23 protein-coding genes, 3 tRNA genes and 2 rRNA genes are annotated in these 26,716 nt (G+C 54.5%); 8 read left to right on the forward strand and 20 right to left on the reverse strand.

The genetic code is table 11. The features are described from left to right. Positions 1 to 285 precede the first annotated feature (285 nt). The 6 genes from BLR97_RS18560 to hsdR all read right to left on the reverse strand — a co-directional run bounded on the left by BLR97_RS18560 (position 286) and on the right by hsdR (position 9,700). Positions 286 to 636 (reverse strand): hypothetical protein, encoded by a 351-nt coding sequence (locus BLR97_RS18560; RefSeq protein ID WP_089708273.1) that lies wholly within the window; start codon positions 634 to 636, stop codon positions 286 to 288. 22 nt (positions 637 to 658) lie between these two features. Next, complete coding sequence (locus tag BLR97_RS18565; protein WP_089708275.1) at positions 659 to 1,924, reverse strand: PDDEXK-like family protein; 1,266 nt, start codon at positions 1,922 to 1,924, stop codon at positions 659 to 661. A gap of 55 nt (positions 1,925 to 1,979) precedes the next feature. Beyond that, positions 1,980 to 3,272, reverse strand: coding sequence for a restriction endonuclease subunit S (locus BLR97_RS18570; protein WP_089708277.1), 1,293 nt, complete (start codon positions 3,270 to 3,272; stop codon positions 1,980 to 1,982). Further along, complete coding sequence (locus tag BLR97_RS18575) at positions 3,272 to 4,900, reverse strand: class I SAM-dependent DNA methyltransferase (protein ID WP_089708278.1); 1,629 nt, start codon at positions 4,898 to 4,900, stop codon at positions 3,272 to 3,274. The genes BLR97_RS18570 and BLR97_RS18575 overlap by 1 nt, the downstream gene beginning before the upstream one ends. An 18-nt stretch (positions 4,901 to 4,918) precedes the next feature. Beyond that, entirely contained in the window at positions 4,919 to 5,989 is a 1,071-nt protein-coding gene (locus BLR97_RS18580; protein WP_089708280.1) for a Fic family protein, read from the reverse strand. Positions 5,990 to 6,172: 183 nt separating this feature from the next. After that, entirely contained in the window at positions 6,173 to 9,700 is a 3,528-nt protein-coding gene (gene hsdR / locus BLR97_RS18585; protein ID WP_244511409.1) for a type I restriction-modification system endonuclease, read from the reverse strand. Between the two features lie 541 nt (positions 9,701 to 10,241). Here hsdR and BLR97_RS19845 point away from each other — a divergent pair. Further along, positions 10,242 to 10,433, forward strand: coding sequence for a hypothetical protein (locus BLR97_RS19845; protein ID WP_211605204.1), 192 nt, complete (start codon positions 10,242 to 10,244; stop codon positions 10,431 to 10,433). Between the two features lie 29 nt (positions 10,434 to 10,462). Further along, positions 10,463 to 11,326, forward strand: a complete 864-nt coding sequence (locus BLR97_RS18595; RefSeq protein WP_089708285.1) for an FRG domain-containing protein — start codon at positions 10,463 to 10,465, stop codon at positions 11,324 to 11,326. 150 nt (positions 11,327 to 11,476) lie between these two features. Here the strand turns inward: BLR97_RS18595 and BLR97_RS18600 are convergent. From BLR97_RS18600 to BLR97_RS18630, 7 genes are all read right to left on the reverse strand, one after another. Continuing rightward, positions 11,477 to 11,552: transfer RNA gene (locus BLR97_RS18600), tRNA-Thr, on the reverse strand. Positions 11,553 to 11,570: 18 nt separating this feature from the next. Further along, positions 11,571 to 11,645: transfer RNA gene (locus tag BLR97_RS18605), tRNA-Gln, on the reverse strand. Positions 11,646 to 11,651: 6 nt separating this feature from the next. Then, a tRNA-Phe gene (locus BLR97_RS18610) sits at positions 11,652 to 11,727 on the reverse strand. A 78-nt stretch (positions 11,728 to 11,805) separates the two neighbouring features. Then, positions 11,806 to 12,084, reverse strand: coding sequence for an oxidative damage protection protein (locus BLR97_RS18615; RefSeq protein ID WP_089708287.1), 279 nt, complete (start codon positions 12,082 to 12,084; stop codon positions 11,806 to 11,808). A 36-nt stretch (positions 12,085 to 12,120) separates the two neighbouring features. Continuing rightward, positions 12,121 to 13,215 carry an A/G-specific adenine glycosylase gene (gene mutY, locus BLR97_RS18620; protein WP_089708289.1) on the reverse strand — a complete coding sequence of 365 codons (1,095 nt, stop codon included), beginning with the start codon at positions 13,213 to 13,215 and terminating at the stop codon, positions 12,121 to 12,123. A gap of 76 nt (positions 13,216 to 13,291) precedes the next feature. Then, positions 13,292 to 15,631, reverse strand: coding sequence for an AsmA family protein (locus BLR97_RS18625; protein WP_089708291.1), 2,340 nt, complete (start codon positions 15,629 to 15,631; stop codon positions 13,292 to 13,294). After that, complete coding sequence (locus tag BLR97_RS18630; RefSeq protein WP_089708292.1) at positions 15,631 to 16,113, reverse strand: GNAT family N-acetyltransferase; 483 nt, start codon at positions 16,111 to 16,113, stop codon at positions 15,631 to 15,633. Before BLR97_RS18630 ends, BLR97_RS18625 begins: the two co-directional genes overlap by 1 nt. A gap of 204 nt (positions 16,114 to 16,317) precedes the next feature. Here BLR97_RS18630 and hisB point away from each other — a divergent pair, with 204 nt between their 5' ends. Genes hisB through hisF form a run of 4 tightly spaced genes read left to right on the forward strand, consistent with a single transcriptional unit; the run spans position 16,318 to position 19,133 of the window. Next, positions 16,318 to 16,911: an imidazoleglycerol-phosphate dehydratase HisB gene (hisB, locus tag BLR97_RS18635; protein ID WP_089708294.1), complete on the forward strand. Its 594-nt coding sequence runs from the start codon at positions 16,318 to 16,320 to the stop codon at positions 16,909 to 16,911. Between the two features lie 52 nt (positions 16,912 to 16,963). Next, on the forward strand, positions 16,964 to 17,605 hold the full coding sequence (gene hisH, locus BLR97_RS18640; protein WP_089708296.1) for an imidazole glycerol phosphate synthase subunit HisH: 642 nt from the start codon (positions 16,964 to 16,966) through the stop codon (positions 17,603 to 17,605). A gap of 11 nt (positions 17,606 to 17,616) precedes the next feature. Further along, positions 17,617 to 18,363 carry a 1-(5-phosphoribosyl)-5-[(5-phosphoribosylamino)methylideneamino]imidazole-4-carboxamide isomerase gene (hisA, locus tag BLR97_RS18645; protein ID WP_089708298.1) on the forward strand — a complete coding sequence of 249 codons (747 nt, stop codon included), beginning with the start codon at positions 17,617 to 17,619 and terminating at the stop codon, positions 18,361 to 18,363. After that, complete coding sequence (gene hisF, locus BLR97_RS18650) at positions 18,360 to 19,133, forward strand: imidazole glycerol phosphate synthase subunit HisF (RefSeq protein WP_089708300.1); 774 nt, start codon at positions 18,360 to 18,362, stop codon at positions 19,131 to 19,133. Before hisA ends, hisF begins: the two co-directional genes overlap by 4 nt. A gap of 47 nt (positions 19,134 to 19,180) precedes the next feature. On the opposite strand, the gene BLR97_RS18655 is transcribed toward hisF, so the two are convergent. Next, on the reverse strand, positions 19,181 to 19,777 hold the full coding sequence (locus BLR97_RS18655; protein ID WP_089708302.1) for a YjaG family protein: 597 nt from the start codon (positions 19,775 to 19,777) through the stop codon (positions 19,181 to 19,183). A gap of 123 nt (positions 19,778 to 19,900) precedes the next feature. Between BLR97_RS18655 and BLR97_RS18660 the strand changes: the two genes are divergently transcribed. Next, on the forward strand, positions 19,901 to 20,587 hold the full coding sequence (locus BLR97_RS18660) for a type 1 glutamine amidotransferase (RefSeq protein ID WP_089708304.1): 687 nt from the start codon (positions 19,901 to 19,903) through the stop codon (positions 20,585 to 20,587). On the opposite strand, the gene mnmH is transcribed toward BLR97_RS18660, so the two are convergent. The 4 genes from mnmH to BLR97_RS18680 all read right to left on the reverse strand — a co-directional run bounded on the left by mnmH (position 20,584) and on the right by BLR97_RS18680 (position 24,678). Further along, positions 20,584 to 21,693 (reverse strand): tRNA 2-selenouridine(34) synthase MnmH, encoded by a 1,110-nt coding sequence (gene mnmH / locus BLR97_RS18665; protein ID WP_089708306.1) that lies wholly within the window; start codon positions 21,691 to 21,693, stop codon positions 20,584 to 20,586. The genes BLR97_RS18660 and mnmH overlap by 4 nt on opposite strands. Beyond that, complete coding sequence (gene selD / locus BLR97_RS18670) at positions 21,690 to 22,727, reverse strand: selenide, water dikinase SelD (protein ID WP_089708308.1); 1,038 nt, start codon at positions 22,725 to 22,727, stop codon at positions 21,690 to 21,692. Before selD ends, mnmH begins: the two co-directional genes overlap by 4 nt. A 56-nt stretch (positions 22,728 to 22,783) precedes the next feature. Further along, positions 22,784 to 24,154 (reverse strand): DNA repair protein RadA, encoded by a 1,371-nt coding sequence (gene radA, locus BLR97_RS18675; protein WP_089708310.1) that lies wholly within the window; start codon positions 24,152 to 24,154, stop codon positions 22,784 to 22,786. A gap of 77 nt (positions 24,155 to 24,231) precedes the next feature. Then, positions 24,232 to 24,678 carry a copper resistance protein NlpE N-terminal domain-containing protein gene (locus BLR97_RS18680; RefSeq protein ID WP_089708312.1) on the reverse strand — a complete coding sequence of 149 codons (447 nt, stop codon included), beginning with the start codon at positions 24,676 to 24,678 and terminating at the stop codon, positions 24,232 to 24,234. A gap of 165 nt (positions 24,679 to 24,843) precedes the next feature. Between BLR97_RS18680 and hisC the strand changes: the two genes are divergently transcribed. After that, positions 24,844 to 25,905: a histidinol-phosphate transaminase gene (gene hisC / locus BLR97_RS18685; protein ID WP_089708314.1), complete on the forward strand. Its 1,062-nt coding sequence runs from the start codon at positions 24,844 to 24,846 to the stop codon at positions 25,903 to 25,905. 223 nt (positions 25,906 to 26,128) lie between these two features. Here the strand turns inward: hisC and rrf are convergent. Then, positions 26,129 to 26,244: ribosomal RNA gene (rrf, locus tag BLR97_RS18690) — 5S ribosomal RNA — on the reverse strand. 123 nt (positions 26,245 to 26,367) lie between these two features. Continuing rightward, positions 26,368 to 26,716: ribosomal RNA gene (locus BLR97_RS18695) — 23S ribosomal RNA — on the reverse strand; the annotation flags it as partial.

Genomic DNA, 26,716 nt, shown 5'->3' on the forward strand with positions numbered 1-26,716 from the left:
CGCATACAGCCAGTCATTTTTTCGACACCTGATAACATATGCAGCTGAGACTAACGTCCCGAACGTAACGATCATAATAGGTGAGACGCCAATTAAAAACCGTGACAAATCGCTCATAGCCTTCACCTTCTAGAAGCTAATGGCATAAAAGATTATATTTTTATGCCCAGCCAAGCTCTCAGGTTGTTCAAGTCCCACGCTTCAATATCTAAAAAATTGATAATCCGTGGTTATGTAGATCGGGCTTTCAAGAATTCAATAGCAAGCTCTTCTGACTACTCATTCTTACACTGTCGGGGTCAGGCTGCCACGTCGCTTCTCTGCTTCACTGACTGTAAGCCACTGAATGTCTGGTACGGACTTATCCATTTGAATGATGCCGTTGAGGGTATCCGTAACGCCATGGCTGGCACGGTAGCGAATCAAGACATCCAATAGCTCCATGAGCATGTATGTAAAGTCGCTATCCTTGAGTAACGAATGATCTTCGTCTTCAAACTGCCAAGTCGCGCCGCATACTCTGCCGTCCTCCTCGTCGGCAAAAAATATGATGTTGCCTGAGACCGATGTGTCAGAGAGCAGTTGCTCAGTCAGTTGTGTCAGTCGATGTTGAGCAAAGGATGAGTCGTATGTCATGCCGCATAGCCTCTCGCATTGTTTAGGCGTCGCTGTTTTCCATCAGCGATTTAGCTTCTTTAACCAGGGTCACCTGGTGATCCACCATCTGACCGATGATGGTCTGCCGTTTTTCGGCATCCATCAGGTCGAGCACTGGCCCGTTGAATTTATCAAAATTAAGAATGATCGGCTCCTGGCTGGGGGATGGGTTGTAGTAATAGCAAGCCAGCCAGTCGGTCTCCTTGTCGGCCATCGCATTACCATCGGCCAGCATTGCCTTTTGTTCAGGCCGTGATACTGGCGACCCTGACGTACCTTCGATACGCAGCCCGTAGTGAATGGCATTATAGATGTGAACATACAGGCAAAGCGTTTCACCGTTCACGGTACCAACTGGGAGCTTGATGCCCACACGTTTGCCACCCCGGCTGTCATCAAAATAGTTCTGGGATATTTCTCTCAGATCTTTACCGCCATAGACAGCCGGCGCTCCACCAAACGCATGACTCAATGCGGAAGAGAGTTCCTCCCAGAACCGAAGCATCACCGCTGCTTTTGCCTTGGGGAGTGCCTTTTCTAGTGCCAACGCTGTTTCCAGGTCATCACGGTTGCTGGCGAGTTTGTCGGCGATAAGTGCTGTCATAGAGGTTCCGACTCCGGTGAGATTTTCGAGTAGACGCTTGTACTGGATAAGCGCGTAGGACAATTCCGGTTTGTGGATACTGATGCTTGCGCAATTGTCGATCCACTGGCGGATATCTTTCTCGAAAGAAAGGCAATGAACATTCTCTTGCTCAAGGTCTTTAAGGCTGTAGGCGGAGGGCGCCTTGCCATCCAGCGTGAGATAGACAAGCACCGCCTTTTTCCGGTTTTTAGCCCGATGTTTGAGCTCTGTGTAATAGTCGTGCAGTTGCGCCTTCTGGTCACCGGCGTCAATTTTCACTTCAATACCGATAATCAGATCTGGCGACTCCACCACGATATCCACACGTCGCTGGTCTTCGGTGGCGAGTTCTCTGGTTACGTTGACACGCTCACTTACATCGAGTGAAAGGCCCAGGATGTCGTTAACAAACGCATTTAGAAACCTGGCGCCCTCACCGTGCCGCCCGGTGGAGCTCAGCAACTCGGCGAGGTATCGTGAGTGGGTGCGGTTTTCATCGCGTTGAAGGCCAAGGATCGAGAAGATATTGAAGCGCTCACCGTCCCTGTTGGCATTTTCTCTGCAAGTCTCGACCAGCTCGGCCAAGCAGCGAAAGTTATCTTTCAAGTCGGCTTCGTCTTGCGAGGCAGCAATATTACTCATTCAGCTTTTCCTTACGATTGTGATTTGCTAGCCGCACTCTCACCGCGGGAACCCATCACGCAGTTGTCTGCTTGCGAGCTTTCTTTGCCGGTTTTGACGCTGCTTTCTCAGCTTTAATACGCTCCAGCAACGCCTCCGCGCTGTTCTCGCCGCTAATCAGCTCCGGGTTGTCCTTGCGCCATTGCTCGGTGAGTTCACCCCGGAAGGCTTTGGCAAGGATGGACTGAGTGAGCTTATCGACGCGGGCCAGGGCGCTATTGACCTGTTGTTCGATGCGGTCGGCATGGGCGAAAAGTTGGTCTACTCGGCGGACGATTTCGGTTTGTTCTCCAATAGTAAAGTTCGTAATAGGCAAGCTACAGAGTGATTTTTTTGTAAGCTTTGGTTGTGCGGATCCAGTGATCCATGAAGTTAAGTCGAGAGAGTTGATTGCGATTTTCACGAAATCTAAATTCACCCCTAATCGTTCTTTTAAGACATGAGCATGGTTGTTCACCCACATCTTTCCCTCCACTATGAACGCTAGGTCTTTTGATTTACTAAGAAGATTTGCGCCGTCCTCGCCAACCAATAGGTAGCGACCTTTATGAGTGTAGTCATTTAGGTAATCAACAATTCCAGTCGCTCCATAATAAGGAACTGTCCCTTGAAGATTCTTGCGTATCGTCGCCGACACGGGCTTTCTAGCTCCGTTTTCAATATCGACCAAATCTTCCAGCTTAGCTGCTGATTTGGGCTGGACATCAATCAACCGCCCACTCACCGCCGCAGCAAGTACGGACTGGCGGAAGCGTTTGAGAATTTGCGGGATGCGTTCGAGGCGGGCTTTGGTGTTTTCCACCTGGGCCAGCAGGGTGTCGAGTTTGTCGGCGATGACTTTTTGTTCGGCGAGTGGCGCCAGCACAAATGGAGCAGCCACCCCATCCTTGGTTCCCAGCCGAGGCATATTTACGCCATAACTGACTTGGTTGACGTAATTCAGGAAATCACGAGTTTTGAGCCAGTGGAAAAGATATCGGTTGAGAACGAATGGCTCGGCATCCAGAGGAATGATTTCAGTGGTGCACACGCCGGAAGTATCTGCAACGACGACTTTATTGAGATAGGGTCGAAGCTTGCCGTAGAGGACATTCCCCTTCTCAAACTGGTTTTTCGTGCTTTTAAATGGCCGTTCTTTGGCTGTTTTTCGGCCAAGTAATCTGGAACTTTCCTTTTCAACGTCTTCAAGTTCCAGAACCCAGGTGTCGCCGGTAACATCTGCGAGCACGCATTTCTGGGTTTTGCCGTAGGAGACAATTTCACCCAACTGGATATGAAGCCATTCCGGAGGTAATTCACACTGGGTCATTACTGAACCTCACCCAAAAGTTCATTCAACAACACCCGCTGCCCATCAGCTTCCTCCTCAGCTCCTAATTCCCGCATTAGACTGTCCATCTCTCCTAGCGCCTGCACCAGCTCTCCCATTGCTTCACCCGCCAACACGCTGGGCTCTGGCAAATTGGCAGCGTCCACACTGTCACTATCTTTGAGCCAAGAGATATCCAACGAGTCGCCTTTGTGCTCGGCAATCCACTCGCGACTGAAGCAGCGCCAGCGGCTATGGATCATGCGTTCATCTACGCCTTGGTTCTCATCAGTGGCTTTGGTGGCTTCCGGCAGATCGATCTTGTCGGAATGGAAGCTGTACTCGCCTTCTTTGCGTTCGCTCTGACCATTGGGATTATCCCCAAAGACTGCCTCGAATGGTTTCAGATGCTGCTCGCCAAACGGCGTGCGTTTGCCGAAGCTAGGCATGTTGGTGCGCAGGTCATAAACCCAGACGTTTTCGGTGCAGTTTTCCTCCTGGTGCTTATCCGTCGCGCTGCCTTTGGTGAAGAACAGGACGTTAGTTTTCACACCCTGGGCGTAGAAGATGCCGGTAGGCAGGCGCAAAAGGGTGTGCAGGTTGCACTTGTGCATCAGGTCCCGGCGCACCTCGGTGCCGACGCCGGCTTCGAACAGCACGTTATCCGGCAGCACCACGGCGGCGCGGCCACCGGGTTTGAGGTTGCGGTAGATATGCTGCAGGAAGGCCAGCTGTTTGTTGCTGGTTTTATAGGTCAGGTCATCGCGGGTAATACTGGCATCGCCGCCTTTGCTGGTGCCGAAGGGCGGGTTGGCGAGGATGACGTCCGCCTTTTCCAGGCCCGCACCGGTCTGGCCAAGCGCGTTGCCCAGGTGCACCACGCCTTCATCGTCGCCTTCCATGCCATGCAGTAGGCAGTTCATCAACGCCAAGCGGCGGGTACCGGGCACCAGTTCAATGCCGACAAAGGCTCGGTTTTTTTGAAAGGCCTGCTGCTGGGCGTTTAGGTCAAACAGATCGTCGGTGTGATCCTTGATGTACTGATCCGCAGCAATCAGAAAGCCCGCCGTACCCGCTGCCGGGTCCTGAATCTTCTCGCCGGGCTGGGGCTTCAGGCAGCGCACCATAGTGTTGATCAACGCCCGCGGGGTGAAATACTGACCCGCGCCAGACTTGGTTTCGTTGGCGTTCTTTTCCAGCAGGCCTTCGTAGAGATCCCCCAGCCCGTCCTTCTGGGCGCTAAACCAGTCGATCTGATCCAGCGCTTTAATCATCTGCTCCAGGTGGCGCGGTTCGCGCAGGCGGGTTTGCGCATCGGCGTAAACGGCGCTGATCAGCGGGTCGTCATGGATTAGTCTACCCGCCCCATCTCTGCCGCTGGAGAGGCTGAGTAGAATGCGCTTGTAGTCATCAAGCAGGTTGAGGCCCGACTTTCCGTTCAGGTCCGTCCAGCGGCACCCCTCGGGCAGCACGTGACGCTTGAGTGATTCAGCTTGGGTATTCTCGTGCACCATCTTAATAAACAGCAGCAGCACCAGCTCGGTGACGTAGTCCGAGTAATTGATGCCGTCATCGCGCAGTACATCACACAGATTCCAGAGTTTTTGGACGATGTCGTTATTGGTCATGGGTACTTCCGAGTAGTGTTAGGCGCGCTCAAGGAATAGCGCCATCAGCGGTGTATTAATGTAGAAGTTGCTACGGCCAACCTTGGTTTTGTCCAGCAGGCCGATGCTGACCAGCTCATCCAGGTATTTGGTAGCAGTGATACGGCTGACGGCCAGATCCTCCATGACGAATTCGATTTTCGTATATGGGTGGTTGAACAGGTTATTCAGCAGTTCCTGCCGGTAAATTTTGGGGCATTCATCACGCATCCGATGTTTGGTGTATTGCATCAACTCGCGGATCTGACCAATCAGGTCAATGGTTTGCTGAGCGGTCTGGCTGATACCTTCCAGCATATAGAGCAGCCAAGGCTCCCAGTTACCGGTATCGCGCACGGCCTGTAATTGCCGGTAGTAATCGGCTTTGGTCTGGATCAGATAGCGGCTGAAGTACAGCACGGGCAGGTCGAGCAGGTCTTGAGCGACCAGATACAGCATGTTGATGATGCGCCCGGTCCGGCCGTTGCCATCATAGAACGGGTGAACACTTTCGAACTGATGATGGATGATCGCCATTTTGACCAGCGGGTCTGCATCGCACAGTTCGTCATCGTTGATGTAAGCCACTAGGTTGCTCATCAACGCTTCGATTTCCTGGGCGGACTGGGGCGGCTCATAGACGACCTCCCCCGTAGCCTGATTCCTCAATGCAGTCCCCGGTAGCTTCCGGAAACCGGCATTGTTGTTTTCGAGCGTCTCCTGAATCAGAAGAATATCGTTAAGACGGATCAGCCGCGACTGCCGAACGCTGCGGAACCCAGCTCGCAGGGCGGTTGCGTAATCCTGAACCTCTTTGGTTTGCGGTGATACGCTGGCCGCGTCCGCCACGACAGCGCGATACAGATCATCCTGGGTAGTGATGATATTTTCGATTTCGGAGCTGTGCCGGGCTTCTTGCAAAGTCAGCGTATTGATCAAGATTTCTTCGTTGGGAATGGTCGCTGCCACGCCTTTTAGCTCTGCCAGGTAACGATGTGCCTCCGCGGCTTTTTTCAGCACGGAGCGCGTTTCCCACTGTTCGATGTGTTCAAGGGGCAGCGTTGGCAGCACGTAGCGCCTCTTCTTAGATCATGTATAGAAAAACAGAAAATCTATACATATTGGGATAGATATGCAAAGGAAATGGCACTTTCCTTTGCATGTGAAGCAGTAAATGTATAAATAACGACAAAATCTAGCTATTTGCTAAGGCCAATCAGCCAGAGCCATATCGAAGCGACCGACACCGCTCATTTAAGCGCTCTGCTGCGGCCACATGGCGTCGCCTAGCTCATCCAGCACGGTATCCAGTTGATCGCCCAGTATTTTATCCAGCTGCTTTGCACCACCTTGGAAGGCGGGTAGCTGGTTGACGGTTTCGCGGTCGATAATGATTTCATGGGTCAGTTGCTTGGCCAGGCGTTCCAGCCACTTGCGCTGGGCTGATGTCCAATCGTGCTGGGTATAGATGCGGTCCATGGCTTCAGCGACGCGCTGCTCAAAGGGCTTTAGAGGCTCGCCGAGCGCAGCGCGGCGGATATGGCCAACGATGCTGGCAGCAATGTCTTTATTGGTCTGATTGCGCACGGCGGTTTGCAGATTGGCTTCCGAGTAGCCGTGGTTATCCAGCAGTACTTTCACTTCCTTGAGTTGCTGGCGCGTAAGGTCGCGGGGCTTGTTGACGACCACTGCCAGGGCGGTCGATTGGTTAACCTGCTCCTTGATAAACGCGTTGAAGCTGTCCAGGTAATCCTCAGGCCGCTGGTGTACACCGTAGCTTTGGGTGGGCTCCTGGATGAGCTCATCTTCATGATGCGAAATCACGGGCATATTGTCGCTGCCTACCAGTGATTTCACTTGGCCAAGTTGATTAACCAAGCCGCTGTGCTGGCTGATGAATGCTGACGCTTCACGCGGGCCTAGTTTCTGAAGGTGCTGGTGCAGGTTTTTTGGCTCGACGCCCCACAGCTCTTGCAGTTCGTCCAGCTTGTCTTTCAGCGCCGGTCGGCTTTCGGCTTTGTTGTCGGCTTTGCGCAGTACGCGCATGACCTTCTGGCTCAGTTGGCTAAGCACTACATCTGCCTGGCTTTCGCCCAACTGTTCACCAGGGCTATTCAGCGCTGCTTCTAAATGATCCTCGTCGGTCAGCTCATCGACCAGTTGCTCCAGGGTGATATTGGGGTCCCTCACCAGGGGCTTCATGGTGTTGACCTCGGCAAGGGCGGCGTAGATATCGACCGGGTCATAAATACGGAACACGGTTTTGCCGATTTCGTCACAGCGACGGGTGGCGCGGCCAATCATTTGCTCATACAGAATGCGCGAACGCACCCGCCGCATAAACACCAGGTGACAGATCTTGGGTACATCGATACCGGTCGTCAGCAGGTCGACGGTGACGGCAATACTGGGATAACGCTCGTTCTTGAAACGACGAATCAGCTGATCGACTTTGTCGCTTTTGCCGGTAATCTTGGCGACGGCGGCTTCGTTATAGCTACCGTTATAGAGGTCTTTAAAGGCATCATCCAGAAGGCGCTTGACCATATCAGCATGCAGATCAGTCGCGCAGAAAATCAGCGCTTTTTCGTCGTCGAAAGGGTCTAGTTCCTGCGCCAGCTGTTCGCAGATAACCCGATTAAAATTCTCATTGATCACTCGACGGTTGAAGGCCTCAACCTCGAAGCTCAGCTCGTCTTCGAGCTCAGTGGTATCCACTTCGCCGGTCTGGGTGTTAATCACCTCGACTGGCTTACCTTTCTCGAACTGGATACCGTTCTTGGTCAGCAGGGTTTCGTAGCGAATAGGTGGTTCGTGGTCGATCAGCCAGTCATCCGCGACGGCTTCTCTGTACGAGTAGGTGTAGACAGGTTTGCCAAAAATATCGCTGGTGTGTCTGGCCGGGGTGGCCGTCAGGCCGATTTTGACTGCATCGAAGTAGTCCAGCACCCGCCGGTAACTGGAGATATATTGGCTCGCATCCCGAGTCGCCAGCTCACCTTCGGTCATTTCCTGATCCAGTGTATAGCCCCGATGGGCTTCGTCGATAATGATGCAATCAAACTGGTCAATGGGCGGCGGCTGATCGCTCATAAAGATGCGCTTCACCATGGCCTGAACGGTGGCGACCTGCACGCGGGTTTCGGCTTCAGCGGCCATATCGCCCAGTTCCGCCACGTTGTAAATCTTGCTCAGGGTCTGGTTCTGCTCTAAAGGCGCTTCGTTAAAAGCGTCGATGGCCTGCTGCCCAAGGGCGGTGCGGTCTACAAGAAATAAAATGCGATGGTAGCGTTCGGTTTTCAGGAAGCGGTACATCAGGCCAATGATGGTACGGGTTTTACCTGTGCCGGTGGCCATGGCAAGTAATACGGAGCGGACGTTTCGGGACAGAGCATTTTCAGTCGCCGCAATGGCCTTCTGTTGATAGTCACGCAGTTTCAGATAACCGAAGGGTTCGTTCTTAAGCAGCTTTTCTGCATTTTCTTTATCGCGCTCCAGTAGGTCCAGCAAACCACCTGGCGTGTGAAAACGTGACAGTGCACGTCGGGGGTTACTGGGATCCCGTACATCCCGAAACCAGGTACCCGATTGTTCGGCCAGTTGGGGGACATAAGGGCGACCGTTACAGGAATAGACGAAAGGCACCATATAGTGGCCTTCGTCATCAGCAGGCCAGGCAATGGTGCGACCAGTAAGCTCCCAGGCACCTACCAGAGGGGCCTCGACGTGGGTCCCTTTACTATAACGTTCGGCCTGATCAATTTTGCCCGCCACGTTGGTGTTTTCTTTCTTGGCTTCTACCACTGCGATGGGCGCAAGGCCTACAAACAACACGTAATCGGCTCGGCCCTTCTCGCCGTTATGATTGGTGGGCCATTCGGCAATCGCGCGGTAAGTCCCTTTCTCCGGCCTTGCGCCTTTCTGGTAGGTGATTTCCTGGCTGTCTGCTTCCCAACCGGCTTCATGCAATTGCTGGTCAATGAGAATGCGGGTGAGTTCTTCGTTCAGTACCAGGGTATCGGTGGCGGCTTTGGTTTGCTTGGCCACTTTCTGGCGCTGCTGATTAACGGTTTGTTCGCCTTGCTGCGTGAGCTGCTTTTGCAGAGCTTTGATTTTATTTTCGTAGGCCGCTTGCTGTTGCGCCAGCGCTTCTTCGTGCTGGCGGGCTTGTTTCTCTAGCGCCCGAGCTTCTTCATCCATGGCGACGGCCAGGGCTTCGTATTCAGCCTTTTCTTTCTCAACCAGTTGGCTGAGTTGCTGGCTGCTGTTTAGCTCTACGTTCGCGTTTTGCAGATCATGGCGCAGTTTTTCGATACCTGACTGCAACTGGCGTAGTTGGGCGCTGGGATCTTCCGGTGGCACGAACGGCCCCGGTTTAAATCCGGACCCTGCATTGCCAAAGGAGCGGTGGAACCAGATCGCTAACTCTCTGGCCAATTTCAATCCATCCATGGCTTCTTTATGGCGAGTGCGAAATTGGTGGGTAGCCCGGTTCCCTTCAATGCGCAGGGTATGAAACAGCTCTCGTACTTGGGACTCAAGCCGCAGCTCGCGATTTAGCCGATAAAGAAGGTCGGCTTGGCTGGTTTGCTCATCGAAATCGATACCCGACAGCGCGGCCATGTGCTGAGCAAGCGCCTCGCCCAGTTGGCGCAGCTTGATCAACGTGGTGTTAGGGTCGCTGGCGAATGCTCCCTCGGCAGCTGACGCCAGCTGCACAAATAGCGCGTCATGCTCGGCCAGGAAACCGAAATTTGCTGATGCTTGGTCGCTGACTCGCACAGATGGCTCCATTCAATATGGAATTGGCATTCATCACGGAAGGCTCAGCCTTCAGCCTTATGTTGCTAATCAATGGACTTTATCAGGGTAGCGCGAAATGATCAGCCCTAATGCGACTGAAGGGAGTCGCGCTTTGAACTGCAGAGTGGCAAGCCTGAAAGAAGGGAGCTCTTTTTTTAAATCTAGTCGATCGATCAGTGATAGGAGCAGGTCATTTAACGTGCAATGGCGCCTATTGGATGTGTCGCGCGCAATAGCATTTAGACAGCAAGCTTCTAGGCAACCAATCTCAATCATAGTACTAAATAACCTTAATCTTTCAGCTGAAAGAAGTGTTGCAATTTGAGGCTCGACATCGCCACCCCTTCTCTGTAAGTAACTATCTGTTGCGTTACCCCCCTTTATAGAGCACCTAAGCTGGCAAGATTGCATAGAACGCTATGACCGTCCCCACACCCTCTTTTATATGAACCCACCCTACTGGCAGACAGAAGGATATAGGTTACCCTTTGGCATAGAACAGTACGAAGAAATGGCGTGCATGCTGGCCAATCTCAAAGGCAAGGCCATCATCAGCCTCAACGACCACCCAGACATCCGCCGGATCTTCGCGGACTACCACATCGAAACCACCGACATCCGCTACACCGTCGGCGGCGGCAAAGGCTCAGACGCTAAAGAGGTGCTGATCTTCAGCTGGGATGTGGATGAAGAGCCAGCGGGGTTGTTTTAAACCTATCCCTAATAAGGCATGGCCATTTGATGTACCAACTAGAAGACTTTGAGACTGCGCGAGAGCTAATAGAGTACCTTTCTCCTTTAAATAGGGATCGATGGCCACGCGGTGAATATGTCTTCCGAGGACAGCCATGTGCAAGCTACTCCTTGACGCCATCGGCTTATCGCAGTAAGGGCTTTTTAACTTCGACTGCTATGTTAGGTCGTTTTGGCGCTGTCAAAGGCGGTGGGCAAGTTTACTTCGAGGTAATGGTTCTATCCGCGTTTCTTGAAGCTTGCGATGGAGCTGGCATTCAAGTGCCTGGTGACTCTATGGAATTACGCAGCATTCTTGAGTCCCCTGACAACTACACCAGAATGCCGACCAACTGGCCTCCAAGGACTGCTTTTCCAGTTTTGGCAACAGCGCAACATCATGGGGTACCCACCTGTCTTCTTGATTGGACTCGTCGTTCTTACGTAGCTGCCTATTTTGCTGCTTCTGGAATCTTGAGGAGTGAACCTAAAAATAGCCATTTGGCTATTTGGGCTCTCAGGGTATTTGGGCATAAAGAATGGGAAAATATAGCTTTCGTAGAAATGCCTGGAGGAACAAGTGCAAACCTTGCTGCGCAGGAAGGCGTCTTCACGGTTTCGAGTATTAAAGCAGGAGGTAGAGAGAGCTTTGAGCACCTCCCCTTAGAACGTGAGCAAGACGTCTATAAACGCCAAGCTGATGGTTTTCCAAGCCTAGTCAAGCTTACTTTACCGGTAGAGGAAGCTGGGAATTTATTGCAGTTTTGCATTGACCTTGGAGTGAAGGGGTCGGTGTTATTTCCAGGCTATGAGGGAGCAGCTCGGGAGGTTAATGATTATGCATACGCCAGCCAAACGAGATACCGTGAGTAGGGCTGCCAGAAGCTGTGCCAAATGCGGCGCGCGGTTATACTTACAAGTGAGTGTCCAACGGTTGAACACTTTGTAGACACCCACAAAAAAGCCGCCCTAGAAGGCGGCCTTTTAAAATTCTGTAACATGCTGTTTTTAAACCACTTTAAGTGGTGCCGACACCAGGAGTCGAACCCGGGACCTACTGATTACAAGTCAGTTGCTCTACCAACTGAGCTATGTCGGCTACACGTAAAGTCGGCAATGGCTGGGGTACCAGGATTCGAACCTGGGAATGCCGCTACCAAAAAGCGGTGCCTTACCACTTGGCGATACCCCAGCAGTGTGGTGGCCAGAGACGGAATCGAACCGCCGACACGGGGATTTTCAATCCCCTGCTCTACCAACTGAGCTATCTGGCCGCTGCCAACGGTGCGTATTAAACAAGAATCTCGGCTTTTCGTCAACTCTTTTGTAAAACTTTCCGTTTTACCGGTAAGTTACGTGGCCTGCGTGGGCGGTACATAGCCTTCCGCCTGGTCGGTATCCTGGTTATCGAAAAAGCGCTGCATTTGCTCCATCAGGTAGGCCCGCGACTCGGGGTCTAACATGTTGAGGTGCTTTTCATTGATCAAACGCGTTTGTAGCGCTTGCCAATCTTCCCAGGCCTGTTTGGAGACGGTTGCCTGGATCTCCTGGCCCTGCTTACCGGGCAGCGGCGGGAAAGGCAGCGCTTCCAGTTCTTGCTGATACTTGCGGCAAAATACGGTCTTCGTCATGGGTGGGCTCCTAAATTTCAGCGGTTACCAAGCGGGTTAAGCACGCCCTGGCGTTGACGTGAGCGCGAACGGCTGGAGGTGATTGAGTAGCGACTTTACGGGCGCCGCCAAACCCAGCGCGGGTGGATGGCGCGGATCATACCAAGTCCCTCCTTCACGAACCCCTTGCAGCCTATCGCAACTGACCGGCTGTGGGGTAATCGCTAAGCGAAAATGGCTGAAGGTATGCTGAAAAGACGCTAATGCCGACGCGCGTTTCGGCGCTACAACGTTGGCTTCTAACCAGTCGTTAAGATCGCCTTGGCTGTCGAATTGGGGCAAGCTCCAAAGCCCTCCCCAGAGTCCGCTGGGGGGGCGTTGCTCAAGCCACACATGACCGTTTGGGTCGCACAGCAGCAGCATAATCGTTTCCCGCGTCGGCAGTGGCTTTTTGGGTTTTGATTCAGGATAACGCTGCGGCTCGCCCTGCGCATACGCCAAGCACACATCGTTAAAAGGGCAACGCTCACAAAGCGGGCGACTACGCTTACACAGGGTGGCCCCAAAATCCATCATGGCTTGGGTATAGTCGGCTACCCGCGAAGCGGGTGTGTAATAGTCAGCGAGCGCCCACAGCGCTCGCTCAACGCCAGGCTTACCTGGCCACTCCGCGACGGCATGCAACCGGGTCAGCGAGCGCTTAACGTTGCCATCGAGAATGGCAGCACGCTGGCCGATGCTCTGTGCGATGATCGCCCCTGCCGTTGAGCGACCAATACCAGGCAGCGCCATGAGTGCTTCGACGCTGTCGGTGGGCAGCTCGCCTTGGTGGGCGTCAACCACTTGCTGTGCGGCTTTATGCATGTTGCGAGCACGTGCGTAGTACCCAAGCCCCGTCCACAGATGCAGCACTTCATCTTGCGGCGCTTCCGCCAGTGCCGTCAGCGATGGGAAGTGCGCCATGAAGCGTTCGAAATAGGGAATGACCGTGGACACTTGGGTCTGCTGTAACATGATTTCCGAGACCCACACGCGGTAAGCACTGCGCGGTGATTGCCAGGGTAGGTCATGGCGTCCCTCTCGATCAAACCAAGCGAGCAGGCGTTGTTGAAACGCCTCAGCGGCCAGCCGCGGCGAGGGCATGTCCGTCATGCAATCTCCTTAATCAAACGGTGCGCTGATATAAAAAGCGCCGGCTCATGACCGGCGCTGCGCTGACGACTTTAGGCTAGTCAAACAACCGCCGAAGTCCTTCGCGTATGGTGTCGCCACTGCCTTCACCTAAGCGCTCATCCAGCGAGTCCAGGGACTCGTCAAGCCGCTCTTCAAGCGCCTCTTCAACTTGACCACCCGCCTCCTGCTGAATGAGATCAACCACGGAGCGTTGGAAGGCATCGCGATCCAAGCGACACCACTCGCCACGTGCGTCGCTTATATGGCCTTCACAGCGCAGTGGCAGCGGTAGCTCTTCAAGGCGCGGATTCACGTCACACGCTGCGTCTGCCGTATCGACGAGTCGGGCGTTAGCCTGGGTATCAAAGCGCTGGCTGGTGAGGTTGTATTCACCGCCACCCTGCACGTCGATACCAGGGACGCTAATCAGCAAATCGTCGCTATGTACCACCCCGTCTCGGATCTGAAGCGTGGCGACAAACTCATCGAAGGCGGTATCGCTCGACCAGTCACGTTGAACGTTTTCGCCTTCCAGTTGGGCGGCAAGCTCACACATCTCTTGAGAGACGTTAAAGTCGAGAATAGCCCCCTCCGTCAAACGGGCGTCCAAGTCGCCATTCAAGTTGCGCAGTAAAGCCTCGCGTTGGTTGCCTCGTGTGGTGAGGTCGCCACTCAGATTGAGACGGCCACGTAGAGGCGATGTCTCATCGCCTTCGCTAAGCGTTTCAATGAGGGGCGCGACTTTAACGTTGCGTATGGTCGGCGAAAGTGACCACTTTAGATCGCTTTCTCGTGCGTCTAAACGGCCGTTAGCTGCCAATTCACCTTCATAAAAGCCCGCTTCAAAACGGCTCAGTTGGTGCTGGCCTTGCTCCCCTTGCAACTGCATGCGTACATCGCTAAAGGCCATCCCTCCCAATATCATCGAATTAATGCTCAGGTTGCCATTGATGGTTGACGATGCCAGCCATGCTTGGGGCAAAAGCGTAGCGGGGTCATCAGCCACAGCGGTATTAATAAGCCCTAAGCTCGCTTGCTGTTCAACATTGCCACGTGGCAAATAACGATCAAGATTGAGCTCATCCCCTTCAAGATCAAACTCGATGTGTGACCCATCCAGGCGAGCGCTCAGCTCACCGGTAAAGGTGCTGTCGTCTACAACCAGCGACAAGCTGGGCAGTGCGACCTTGTGCAAATCACCTTCAATGGGGCTGGTCATGGCGACATCACTAAGCGCGGCTTCGCTGGTGGTATTAAGCGTTACGCCGGCACGCGACAGCCACGGACGCAAGGTGGACGGAGCCGCGGTTAGCTGACCTTGGTACTCAGGTGCATCGCGCAGTTGCGATACATTGACATGCCCATTGATCCTCAGGTTATCCGGCCCGGTGAGCTGCATATCTTTTAACCGGGCCGTTTGGGCCTGCCAATCCCCTTCAAGCCCGAACGCCAGCGCAAGCGCTAAACTACCTTCCCAGTTTTCCGGGTGGCGTAGATTTGTTTCGAGCCTACCCTCACGGAGACTTAACTGCTGCTCACCGAGCCGGACAACGGTTTCCGCTGCCGCCAGATTCAACTGTTGAGGTTCGCTTTCTGGTGCGAAACGGGTGCGTGTATTCAGTTGGGTGTTTTCTAACACGAACCGTTGATTTTCCAAGTCAAGCTGCAGACGTGTATCAAGGCCAATTTCACTCGACACATCGGGCATCCGCTCAAGCGCTTCAGCATCCAGGTTGTTGTGCGTGGTCAGCTTAAACATCGCCTTAAGGGGAAATGACCGGACGGGGTTAACGTTACTGCCTGAGATATTGAGTTCTTGCAGATGCCAGACGACCTGGGCTTGTTCGTCGCGGAAGCGAATATCCGCTTGATTTATGTTGACACTGGCAATACTGAGCACCACTTCCAGGCTGCTGGCGTCGGCATTTGGTCCGGCGCTAGCAGGTGCCAGCACGGTTTCAGCTTCGTCGCTTTGCTCCATGAGCCTATCCAGCAGCGGTTCCCAGTTGCCCTGCCCATCGGCATTGCGCTTTAGGTTTAAACGCATACCATCCATGGTTAAGCCATCTACAGCGATTTCCCCACGCAGCAAAGGTGCAAAAGCGACACTGACTTCGGCACGATCAATGGCGGCAAATGCCGGTTCCTCTTCACTGTTCTGGCTAGGCAGCCAGGCGTTGGCCGTTTCGACGCTGACGCCGATACGCGGATAAAACGACCAGTTCAGCGGCCCATCCAACTCTAAGTTCAGTCCCGTCTGCTCTTCGACCACGGCGGTTAACCGGGGTTTGAAGTCTTCTGGATCCAAAAACGTAGTGACATATACAACCGCGGCGACAGCCACAATCGCCAAAATGCCGATAGCTGCCAGCACAATGCGTAATAATTGTCTCATTACCCTTTTCCTTGTGGGTCTAATTCAGCAAAATCGCTGGTCACTGAGGTATCTGACGAGGCATGCTCACTGCTCGGGACAGGCCGATAGCCCAGTTTCGACAGCAATACACGATCAGCCAATGGCAGTGATGAAGTGGCTACGCGTAGCACCCGCCGGTCTTGTTTTGCCTGTTCACCCAGCAGCGCCATGAGCCTGGATCCCACGCCTCTGCGACGTGTCGTCTTGCGCACACATAGATCTGATAGCCACCATGCGCCATCCTGCCCTTCTTTAATCGCGACAGCGCCTAATAGCCGATCATTAAAATGCGCACAGCCAAAAAAGTGCCGCTGCTGCAAATGCTGCTCGATAAAAGGTTCAACCGTTTGGCTGGGCATTCGATCTTGGGGGGCATCGTAATAGATGCGCAGCAAGTCGAGGCGCACTTGCTCGTCGGCTTGCCAACGGGCTTGGTCGACGTAGTGCAGTGTCACCGGCATGGACGTTTTCCTTTTCACCAACGCAGCAAAGCTGCTTTTCTTTACATCGCAAGATGGATACCTTGCGCGCATTGTAGCGGATAGGGGCACCGATTCACTATAATGGCTGCTTTGCCAAAAAGGGTTGCCCTTTTCACACGGTGGTATCGTTTATTTGGACCATCGGCTTCCCTCTAGAGTGCGCAACAGCGCAGGAGTTGCAAGATGTCAGCGCGAATCGCCACGGTAAGCCGTGACACTAACGAAACGCAGATCAGCGTCAGCGTCAACCTCGACGGCGAGGGTCGCCTAACGTGCCAAACCGGTGTTCCGTTCCTCGATCACATGCTCGACCAAGTGGCGCGGCATGGCATGATGGATCTCGATATTAACGCCACCGGCGACTTACATATCGATGACCACCATACGGTTGAAGATTTGGGCATTACACTAGGCCAAGCCTTTGATAAGGCGATTGGCGACAAGCGAGGCATTTACCGATACGGCCATGCATACGTGCCCCTGGATGAAGCACTGTCCCGCGTGGTAGTGGATTTTTCGGGCCGTCCCGGTCTATACATGAATGTCGATTTCAGCCGCGATACCATTGGCCAATTCGAGACCCAGTTGGTCGCCGAGTTTTTCCAGGGCTTTGTTAACCACGCACGCGTCACGTTGCACATCGACAACCTAAAGGGCGACAACGCTCACCACCAGGCCGAAACCGTTTTCAAAGCCTTTGGCCGGGCGCTACGCATGGCGGCAGCCGAAGATCCGCGTATGGCGGGTCAAATGCCCTCGACCAAGGGAAGCTTATAATGTACCTCGGCACCGCTGGCGACTCGCTGTCCACCTCCAAAAGGAGCGCTTAATGACCATTGCTGTCATCGACTATGGAATGGGTAACCTGCATTCGGTCGCAAAAGCACTTGAGCATGTCACCCATGAAAACGTAGTCATTACTCGTGACCCGCGGCGCATTTTAGGCGCGACCCGGTTGGTTTTGCCCGGCCAGGGAGCTATCCGTGACTGCGTAGGGGAGCTGGAACGTACCGAGTTACGCGGGCTAGTCGACGATATCCTTACCCGGCAAGGCAAACCGCTACTGGGCATCTGCGTTGGCCAGCAGATGTTAATGGAGCGCAGTGAAGAAAACGGCGGTGTCGATTGCCTGGGTTTTTTCCCAGGCCAAGTGAATCGCTTTCCGGCCACCATGCGTGACCAGCACGACCAACGCTTGAAAGTGCCTCACATGGGCTGGAATTTGCTGGAGCAGCATCAACCCCACCCATTATGGGAAGGCATTGACCAACACGAGCACTTCTATTTTGTACACAGTTACTATGTAGAAGCGGCGGACGACGCCCATGTATTCGGCACCACCCAATACGGTAGCGTGAACGCTCATGTGGCCATCGGCCGAGACAGCACCTTTGCCGTGCAATTCCACCCGGAAAAAAGCTCTCGTGCGGGCCTTCGCCTGCTGGAAAACTTTGTCACCTGGACGCCTTGAGAGGATTCACTATGTTGATAATTCCCGCGATTGATCTCAAAGACGGCCAGTGTGTACGTTTGAAGCAAGGCCGCATGGACGACGCCACCTCTTACGGCGATGACCCCGTCGCCATGGCCGCCCGTTGGGTGGAAGCCGGTGCACGCCGGCTACATTTGGTCGACTTAAACGGTGCCTTTGAAGGCAAGCCGGTGAATGGCGAGGCGGTAACCGCCATTGCCCGCGCCTACCCCAAGCTGCCCATTCAGATTGGCGGCGGCATCCGTTCAGCCGAGACCATCGAACACTACCTGGAAGCGGGCGTTTCCTACGTCATCATCGGCACTAAGGCAGTGAAAGAGCCAGACTTCGTTACCGATATGTGTCGCGCCTTCCCGGGCCATGTCATTGTCGGGCTTGACGCAAAAGACGGGTTTGTAGCCACCGACGGTTGGGCCGAAGTCTCCACCATGAAAGCCACCGATCTTGCCAAACGCTTCGCCGACGACGGTGTGTCGAGCATTGTCTATACCGATATTGCGCGTGACGGCATGATGCAGGGCGTTAACGTTGAGGCGACCGCCCAATTGGCCCGCGAAGGCGGCCTGCCAGTGATTGCCTCAGGGGGCGTGACCAACCTTGATGACATCAAAGCACTTTGCGAGGTAGCTGACAGCGGCATCTTGGGTGCCATCACCGGGCGCGCTATTTATGAGGGCAGCCTGGACGTTGCCGACGCCCAGCGCTTAAGTGACCAACTGACGGGAGGCAGCGCATGAGTTTAGCCAAGCGCATCATCCCCTGTTTAGATGTGGATGGCGGACGCGTCGTCAAAGGCGTGAACTTCATCGGCATCCGCGATGCGGGCGATCCCGTTGAAATCGCCAAGCGTTACAACCAACAAGGCGCGGATGAGATCACCTTCCTGGATATCACCGCCAGCCACGAAGACCGCGCGACCACGGTTGATATGGTGGAGCGGATTGCCGGAGAGGTGTTTATACCACTCACCGTGGGCGGCGGCATTCGTAGCTGTGACGACATTCGCACCATGCTTAACGTTGGCGCGGATAAAGTCTCCATCAACACGGCGGCAGTGACCAACCCCGACTTTGTTCGTGAAGCCGCTGAACGCTTCGGCAGCCAATGTATCGTGGTGGCCATTGATGCCAAAAAGGTCTCAAACGAGGGTGAACCGCCGCGCTGGGAAATTTTCACCCACGGCGGACGCCGCCCGACCGGCCTGGATGCGATCGAGTGGGCGCAGAAGATGGTTGAGTTCGGCGCGGGCGAACTGCTGCTCACCAGCATGGATCGCGACGGTACCAAAGCAGGCTTTGACCTGGGCGTTACCCACGCCATTGCAGAAGCGGTCAGCGTGCCGGTGATTGCGTCGGGTGGGGTAGGTAACTTGGATCACCTCGTCGATGGGGTTATAAAAGGCGGCGCTGACGCCGTGTTGGCCGCCAGTATTTTCCATTTCGGTGAATACACCATTCCGGAGGCCAAACGCTACATGGCCGAACGCGGCATCGATATGCGTTTATAGCAATAGCCATCACATGCAGGCCGCCGCCCTCACCGTCGGCGGCCGTGTTATGCCTCTTCCAGTGACAACCCCAAGTTACTGATACCGCCATTTCTGCCCAGTTGGCGAATCGCTTTTAGAGAGTCTTTGGTAATCGGTTGCGATACTTCTTCCAGTACGGCGTCTTGAAAGTTGTTTTCGTCTTCGGTCAACGGGTGGTCGCGGATGAGTAACGCCAAAGCGTTTGCATCTTCTTCGCCTTCGGTCAGTTCAATAAAGGCGCGCACGCCCGCGCGCGAGGTGCGACTGACATCCAACACGGCCTCGGGCGACTCCCCCTGCAGCGTATCCAGCAACGCCGATATCGACACCACGGCATCTAACGCCCGGCGAGCCCCAAAGCTCTCATCGTCTTCAGGCGGCTCACACTCCGCCAGTTTTTCCGCCTGGCGGGCAAAATCGATACTCGCGTTAGGCACGCTCAGGCGCTCCCAGACCAGGTTGAGCACTGTCCGCAGTGTATGCCCATCGCCATACCCCGTGGTTTGTTCGTAAAGCGCATAATTGGGCAGGAGGCGCTCGCAAAGCGCTGCCATGAACGCTTGCTGAGCGACGAGTGGGAGTTGCTGAAGCCGTTGATAAAAGCCTGGGGGATTGGACGCCATACGGTTTTCCTGAATCGTCTTACACAAGTGATTGGTGAAATAGGCACAATACGTTATCGTCGCTAAAGTGTCGGCAGAGCCACTGTTGACGCTTTCGCGATGGCGGCCGGCGAGGAGATTACCATGCATATCCATCTGCTACAGCACGGCCCTGACCACGAACCCGCCCGGTTAACCGACTGGCTAACCAGTATGGGGCATAGCTACACCGTTTTTCATCTTTACAACGGCGAGCTCACCCCACCGGCCGGTGATAGTGACGCCCTTATCGTGCTCGATGGCCCCGACGGTTTCGTCCAGGCGCCACCGGCCTGGTACAAGGCCGAAAGCAAGCTAATCAACCGCTACCTGGACGGCCAAAAACCCCTGATGGGCATCGGCCTGGGCGCGCTCTGGATCGCCGATGCGCTGGGCAGCATAGTAGCCCCTGGCACTTACCCGGAAACCGGCTGGCACACCATTCAATTAGCACCGGAAAGCCCGTTCGACTTACCGGAACAATTTGAAGCCTTTATGTGGCACCGCTATGTGTTTAGTTTGCCTGATAATGCCCTGCCCTGTGGCGGTAGCGAAGCCGCACCGCTTCAAGGATTTAGCTGGGATGCAGGGCGCGTCATCGGACTGCTTTACCACCTTGAAGTGACACCAAAGAGCGTCGAACCTTTATTTGAACACCACGCGCTAAGTGCCGAACGGCATGACTTTATGCAGCCGGAAGCCGATATACGTCAACAGCCCAAGCGCTTTGACCCGCTCGCCGCTCTGCTTGACCGCTTAATGTGTCAATGGCTGCGGCCTGCACCTGCTTAAATGAGCAATTCGCCTTTTTCACGACTCCAGTGGCGGGCAGCGGCTAAGCAGCTTTCCCAGTCACCTACATGGTATTCCTGCACGCCAGCATCGCGCTGGCGTGCTAGATGGTAGCGATACATCGGGTCGTAATATTCGGTAAGCAACGGCGCTAACCAGGCTTCATGGGCTTGAGGGTTGCCTCTTTCATGTTCCCTGAACGCCAGCGACTGTAACCGCTGAAGGCGTTGCAACCGCGCGTTCCCTAACCGTTTTTTCAATCGCCATAAGGCATTACTCAGCTGCTCGCGCATACGCTGGCAACCGATCTCTGGCCCATAGAGAACTTGATAGGCCTGCTCAAGATCGAGAATATAATCCCGCTGGAGCTGCTCCAAACGCCAGTCCAGTGGCATTTCAACCCGCAAGCGCGGGGCTCGCTCCATCGCCCTCCAGAAGCTAAGCGGCACGTTCACCTCGCCAATTTGGCGCGACTCGTCCTCCACGACCAAGGGCCCCGTCAGCATGAGCAAACGCTGCGCAAGGCGATGCTCGAAATCGATTTGGCAGGGCGGAGGCTCAGGTGAACGACCAAACGCGGAACCTTTGTGCTGCGCAAACCCCTCTAGATCAATCCCGTTGGTTAACCGATTAATCAGCACCGTTTTTGCGCAGCCGGTTAGCCCGGCCACTGCCAGAAGTGGCTGTTGCGCAGCCTCATCAATACGCCCGAGTAGCCCCTGGCGCAATGCTTTCCAACCACCTTCAATACGCGGTCTTACCAAGCCTGTGTCGGCCAGCCATTGCTGGACGATTTGCGAGCGCAAGCCACCTCGAAAACAATAAATAACGGCGTCAGGATGGCGGGCTATGTAATCTCGCCAAGCCGCAACACGGGCCTCTTTTACCGTGCCGCTGACTAGCTCATTGCCCAGGCCAATCGCGGCTTCTTGCCCCTGTTGTTGATAGGCGATGCCTACGCGATGACGCTCATCATCCATCATCAAGGGTAAGTTGACCGCACCGGGTAAAGCGCCTTTAGCAAACTCAACGGGGGCACGTACATCGATCAACGGGCGGCCTTGGTGAATGAGCCGCGTATCGGCAGTGACTGTCGGCAGTATCACCCAATAACCTCAATCAACGCCTCGCCTTGAGGGTTTTTCAACGTGCCAAAGGGTTGCAACGTTAGCCCGTAGGTACGCCCGATGCGTTCAACATCGTCTTCCCACGCAGGGTCTACCGCCAGAAGTAGGCCACCTGACGTTTGCGGATCGCACAGCCACTGCCAATGGGCTTCATCCATTTTGGGTAGCGCGCTTCCCAACGCATCGCGATTGCGCTGGGAGCCGCCAGGCACCGCCCCTTGGCGACGGTAGCTTTCCGCTTCCGCTAGGCGCGGCAAACGACGAAAATCAATTTGCGCCATCACCTCGCTCGCGCGGCACATCTCGGCCAAGTGGCCAGCCAAACCGAACCCTGTTACATCCGTCATGGCATTAACACCTTTGACCTCAGCCAGTGGCACGCCGATTCGATTGGATTGCAGCATGGTTTCGCGGGCCAACCCGTGATGGCCTGCCGCTAATAGGCCACGTTTTTCTGCCGTTGTGAGCATGCCGACGCCAATCGGTTTGGTGAGAAACAGCAGATCGCCAGGCTTCGCGTGAGAATTTAGTTTTAGCTTGTCCAGCTCAACCAACCCATTGACGGCTAGTCCAAACATAGGCTCCGGCGCGTCGATAGAGTGTCCGCCGGCTAACGCTACGCCCAACTCACGACATACCGCCTGGGCACCCGCGACGACGTCACCGGCAACGTCGGCGCTTAGCTTATCCAGCGGCCAGCCTAAAATACTCAGTGCCATTACTGGCGTGCCGCCCATGGCATAAACATCACTGATCGCATTGGTGGCGGCAATACGTCCGAAATCGAATGGATCATCGACAATGGGCATAAAGAAGTCGGTGGTGGCAATCATGCCACGACCATCACCCAAATCATAAACCGCCGCATCCTCGCGCCCTTGGTTACCCACTATAAGCCGCTTATTTGCAGTCGTGGGGCCGGCCTTAGCAAGAATATGATCCAGCACATCGGGAGCAATTTTGCAGCCACAGCCGGCACCATGGCTATATTGGGTCAGCCGAATCGAACTCATGGCGTTTCTCCTTGGCTCGTTAATATTGACTTTAGCTATATCCTAGCCGTTATCGACTATAAGGCATCTAACGCATCGCTCAATTTATCAACAGCGACGACTTCCATGCCTTTGGGCGGCTGTTTTGGCGCATTCGCCCGCGGCACGATCGCCCGCTGAAAACCATGCTTAGCCGCTTCAGCAATACGCTCCTGTCCACTGGGCACCGGGCGTATTTCACCCGACAGGCCCACTTCACCAAACACCACCAACTCTCGGGGTAACGCCCGATTTTGCAGGCTGGAAACCACCGACAAAAGAACAGCAAGATCAGCGCTAGTTTCAAGGACTTTGACACCACCCACCACGTTTAAAAACACGTCTTGGTCGCCGGTAAACAAGCCACCGTGGCGATTGAGCACCGCAAGCAACATGGCCAAGCGATTTTGATCCACGCCGACGGCTACTCGGCGAGGATTACCCAGCGCGGACTCATCCACCAAAGCCTGTACTTCTACCAGGATGGGGCGCGTACCTTCCCATACCACCATCACTAAACTACCGGGCGCCTGCTCTTCCTGGCGAGAAAGAAAGATCGCACTGGGGTTTTTAACCTCTTTAAGCCCCTGCTCAAGCATGGCGAAGACGCCTAGCTCATTCACGGCCCCAAAACGGTTTTTCTGGCCCCGTAAGGTGCGAAAACGTGAATCGGCACCACCCTCTAATAGCAGCGAAGCGTCAATCATATGCTCAAGCACTTTCGGGCCGGCGAGCGTGCCATCCTTAGTCACGTGCCCCACCAATAGCAAAACGGTATTGGTCTTTTTGGCAAAGCGAGTTAGCGCCGCCGCCGACTCGCGCACCTGGGCGACGCCACCCGGCGCCGAACTGATATCTTCCAAATGCATGGTTTGGATGGAGTCGATCACCAGAATTTCTGGCTGCTCCCGCTCGGCCACCGCAAGAATCGTTTCCACGCTGGTTTCCGCTAGCATCTTCAAACCATTGGTGGGTAACTGCAAACGGTGGGCGCGCATGGCCACTTGGGAAAGCGACTCTTCGCCCGTCACGTATACTATGCGCCGCTGCTGGGCCAATTTGCAGGCCGTTTGTAGCAGCAGCGTCGATTTACCCGCCCCGGGATTGCCTCCCAGCAACACCGCCGATCCGGGCACTAGCCCTCCGCCCAGCACGCGGTCAAACTCGGCGAATGTGGAACTCATGCGAGGCACTTCACTGAGATCCACATTACCCAGGTCGATTACTTCTCGCGAAAGGTCACCCGCGTAACCTGAACGACCGGAGGCTGCGCCGCCACCAGGGCGTGCGCTCGCCAAGTGTACTTCGCTTAACGTATTCCACTCTCGGCAACTGCTGCACTGCCCCTGCCATTTGCGATATTCGGCGCCGCACTCGGTACATACAAAGGCGCTTTTGGCTTTTGCCACCGCAGTAAGTCTCCTGTTTATAAGTCACATAAACAAAAGGCGGCCAATGGGCCGCCTTTGCACGTGTAACGGTGGCGTTATTGACGGTTAAGCCGCAGCGTCTCACCGTTTTCGAAACGACGACGCTCGGGGTCGATTAACTCCAAGGTACGATCGTCAACGCGTAAAAAGTAATAAATTTGGCCGTCACCGTTAGGCGTCAATTCATAGACCGTCGCATCGGGATCCGAAGGCGTCCCGCTGAGAACCTCCCAGTTACCTTCATAGTTCTCATCCGGTGGATTTTGCGGATGGTTGCGATAAGCGGCATTGAGGCTAAACGTCCGCTCTTCTGGCACACTTTGTTCCTCACCTTCTAAGACGACATCAAGATCAATACCGTCACAGTTACGGCAAGGCAGCGTGCCCTGATAGTTCTCTTGTGGACGAACCGTTTCTTCTTCGCGCTGTTCCATCGGTCCAGCGGCACAACCCGCCAGTAGTGCCAACATAGCCGAGCCGGCTAGCAAACTCCTGAGTTGCATTGGGTGTCTCCTTATCGTGTTGGACATCTTATTTATTACGCGCGCTTGTGACAGCATAACGCCTACAAGGTGCAACGCCCACCCCTAACCGCTGCAAAAGCTTGCGCTCAAGCATTCATCAAGCGACCATAGCCATCAACGTGCTAAACGAATCAGGTCATTCCCATGAGCCAATTTTGGAGTCCCGCTGTTCAGCGACTTACCCCATACGTTCCGGGCGAACAGCCGCAAGAGCGCCTTATCAAGCTGAACACTAACGAGAATCCTTATCCACCTGCGCCAGGCGTAGGCGTCGCGCTGCGGGATTATGCCATTGACCATCTGCGTCTTTATCCTGACCCGACCTCACGAGCACTTCGAGACTATCTCGCCTCGGCCTATGGGGTTAGCCTGGAAGAGACATTTGTCGGCAATGGCTCAGATGAAGTGCTGGCGTTCGCTTTTCAAGCATTTTTTTGCCACGACGCACCGCTCGATGTTCCTTCAATCACCTACAGCTTTTACCCCGTTTACGCCAACCTCTATGGCGTCACGCTGCGCAAGCACCCGCTTAACACTCAATGGGAAGTCGATCTAGAGGCCCTCGCCGGTGCAGCAGAACGGAGCGGTGTCATCTTTGCTAACCCTAACGCACCTACCGGGCACGCTCACTCGCTAGACGCCATTGAGGCGTTGCTTAAGCGCGTTACCGATCGTGTTGTGCTGGTGGACGAAGCGTATGTCGATTTTGGTGCTGAGAGTGCAATAGCACTGGTCAATCGCTATCCAAACTTACTGGTGACCGGCACCTTCTCCAAGTCACGCAGTTTGGCCGGTTTGCGGCTAGGCTATGCGATTGGCTCAGCCGAGCTCATTGAAGGCCTCCAGCGGGTGAAGGACTCTTTCAATTCCTACCCAGTGGATAGCCTGGCAAGCCTAGTAGGCATTGAAGCGCTTAAAGATAAAGCCCACTTTAATGCCTGCCGAGATAAAGTCATCACGACCCGAGAGCGGACACGGCAGCGACTTGAAGACCTGGGCTTTGAAGTTCTGCCTTCAAAAGCCAATTTTATACTTACTCAACATCCTGATTTCGAGGGTGCTCAGTTGTTCGCCGGTCTTCGTGAGCGCAGCATTTTGGTACGCCACTTTAATACGTCTGAGCTCAACAACTTTCTGCGTATCACCATTGGTACGGATGATGAGATGGATAGCTTGATTGAAGCGCTAGAGGCGATCTGCGGTTAGCCTCCCCTTTCTATTGCTTTTGTGGGCGGTGCAAGCCGCCTTTTTTGTCGGCTATTTTTCTTCTGCGCAAACAAAAAACCCAGCCGATTGGCTGGGTTTTCTGCGGTATAGGTGCCTGACGATGTTCGGGCAGGCCATCCTGGGGCGGCTCCCCGCTACTCTACTTGGGAGACCCCTAAATAAAATACCCCAGCTTCTTTCGAAGCTGGGGTACGGTATAGGTGCCTGACGATGACCTACTCTCGCATGGGGAGACCCCACACTACCATCGGCGCTAAGCGGTTTCACTGCTGAGTTCGGCAAGGGATCAGGTGGTTCACGCTCGCTATGGTCGTCAGGCGTAACTTTAAATGTCTATCATGCTGTGTCTTGTGATCGTCTCTTTTCGTACCAAGTCTTTGCTTGGGACGCGTATCCGGTTCTTTCATCGTTATCACTGCGACCAGACCCCTTGGGTGTTATAGGGTCAAGCCTCACGGGCCATTAGTACACGTTAGCTCAACACCTTGCAGCGCTTCCACACCGTGCCTATCAACCAGCTGGTCTCGCTGGGCCCTTCAGGAGGCTCTAGGCCTCAGGGATGTCTCATCTTGAAGGGGGCTTCCCGCTTAGATGCTTTCAGCGGTTATCCCGTCCGCACATAGCTACCCGGCAATGCCACTGGCGTGACAACCGGAACACCAGAGGTGCGTCCACTCCGGTCCTCTCGTACTAGGAGCAGCCCTTCTCAAACATCCAACGCCCACGGCAGATAGGGACCGAACTGTCTCACGACGTTCTAAACCCAGCTCGCGTACCACTTTAAATGGCG

The sequence above is a fragment of the Vreelandella arcis genome (genome assembly GCF_900103865.1).
Lineage (GTDB): Bacteria > Pseudomonadota > Gammaproteobacteria > Pseudomonadales > Halomonadaceae > Vreelandella > Vreelandella arcis.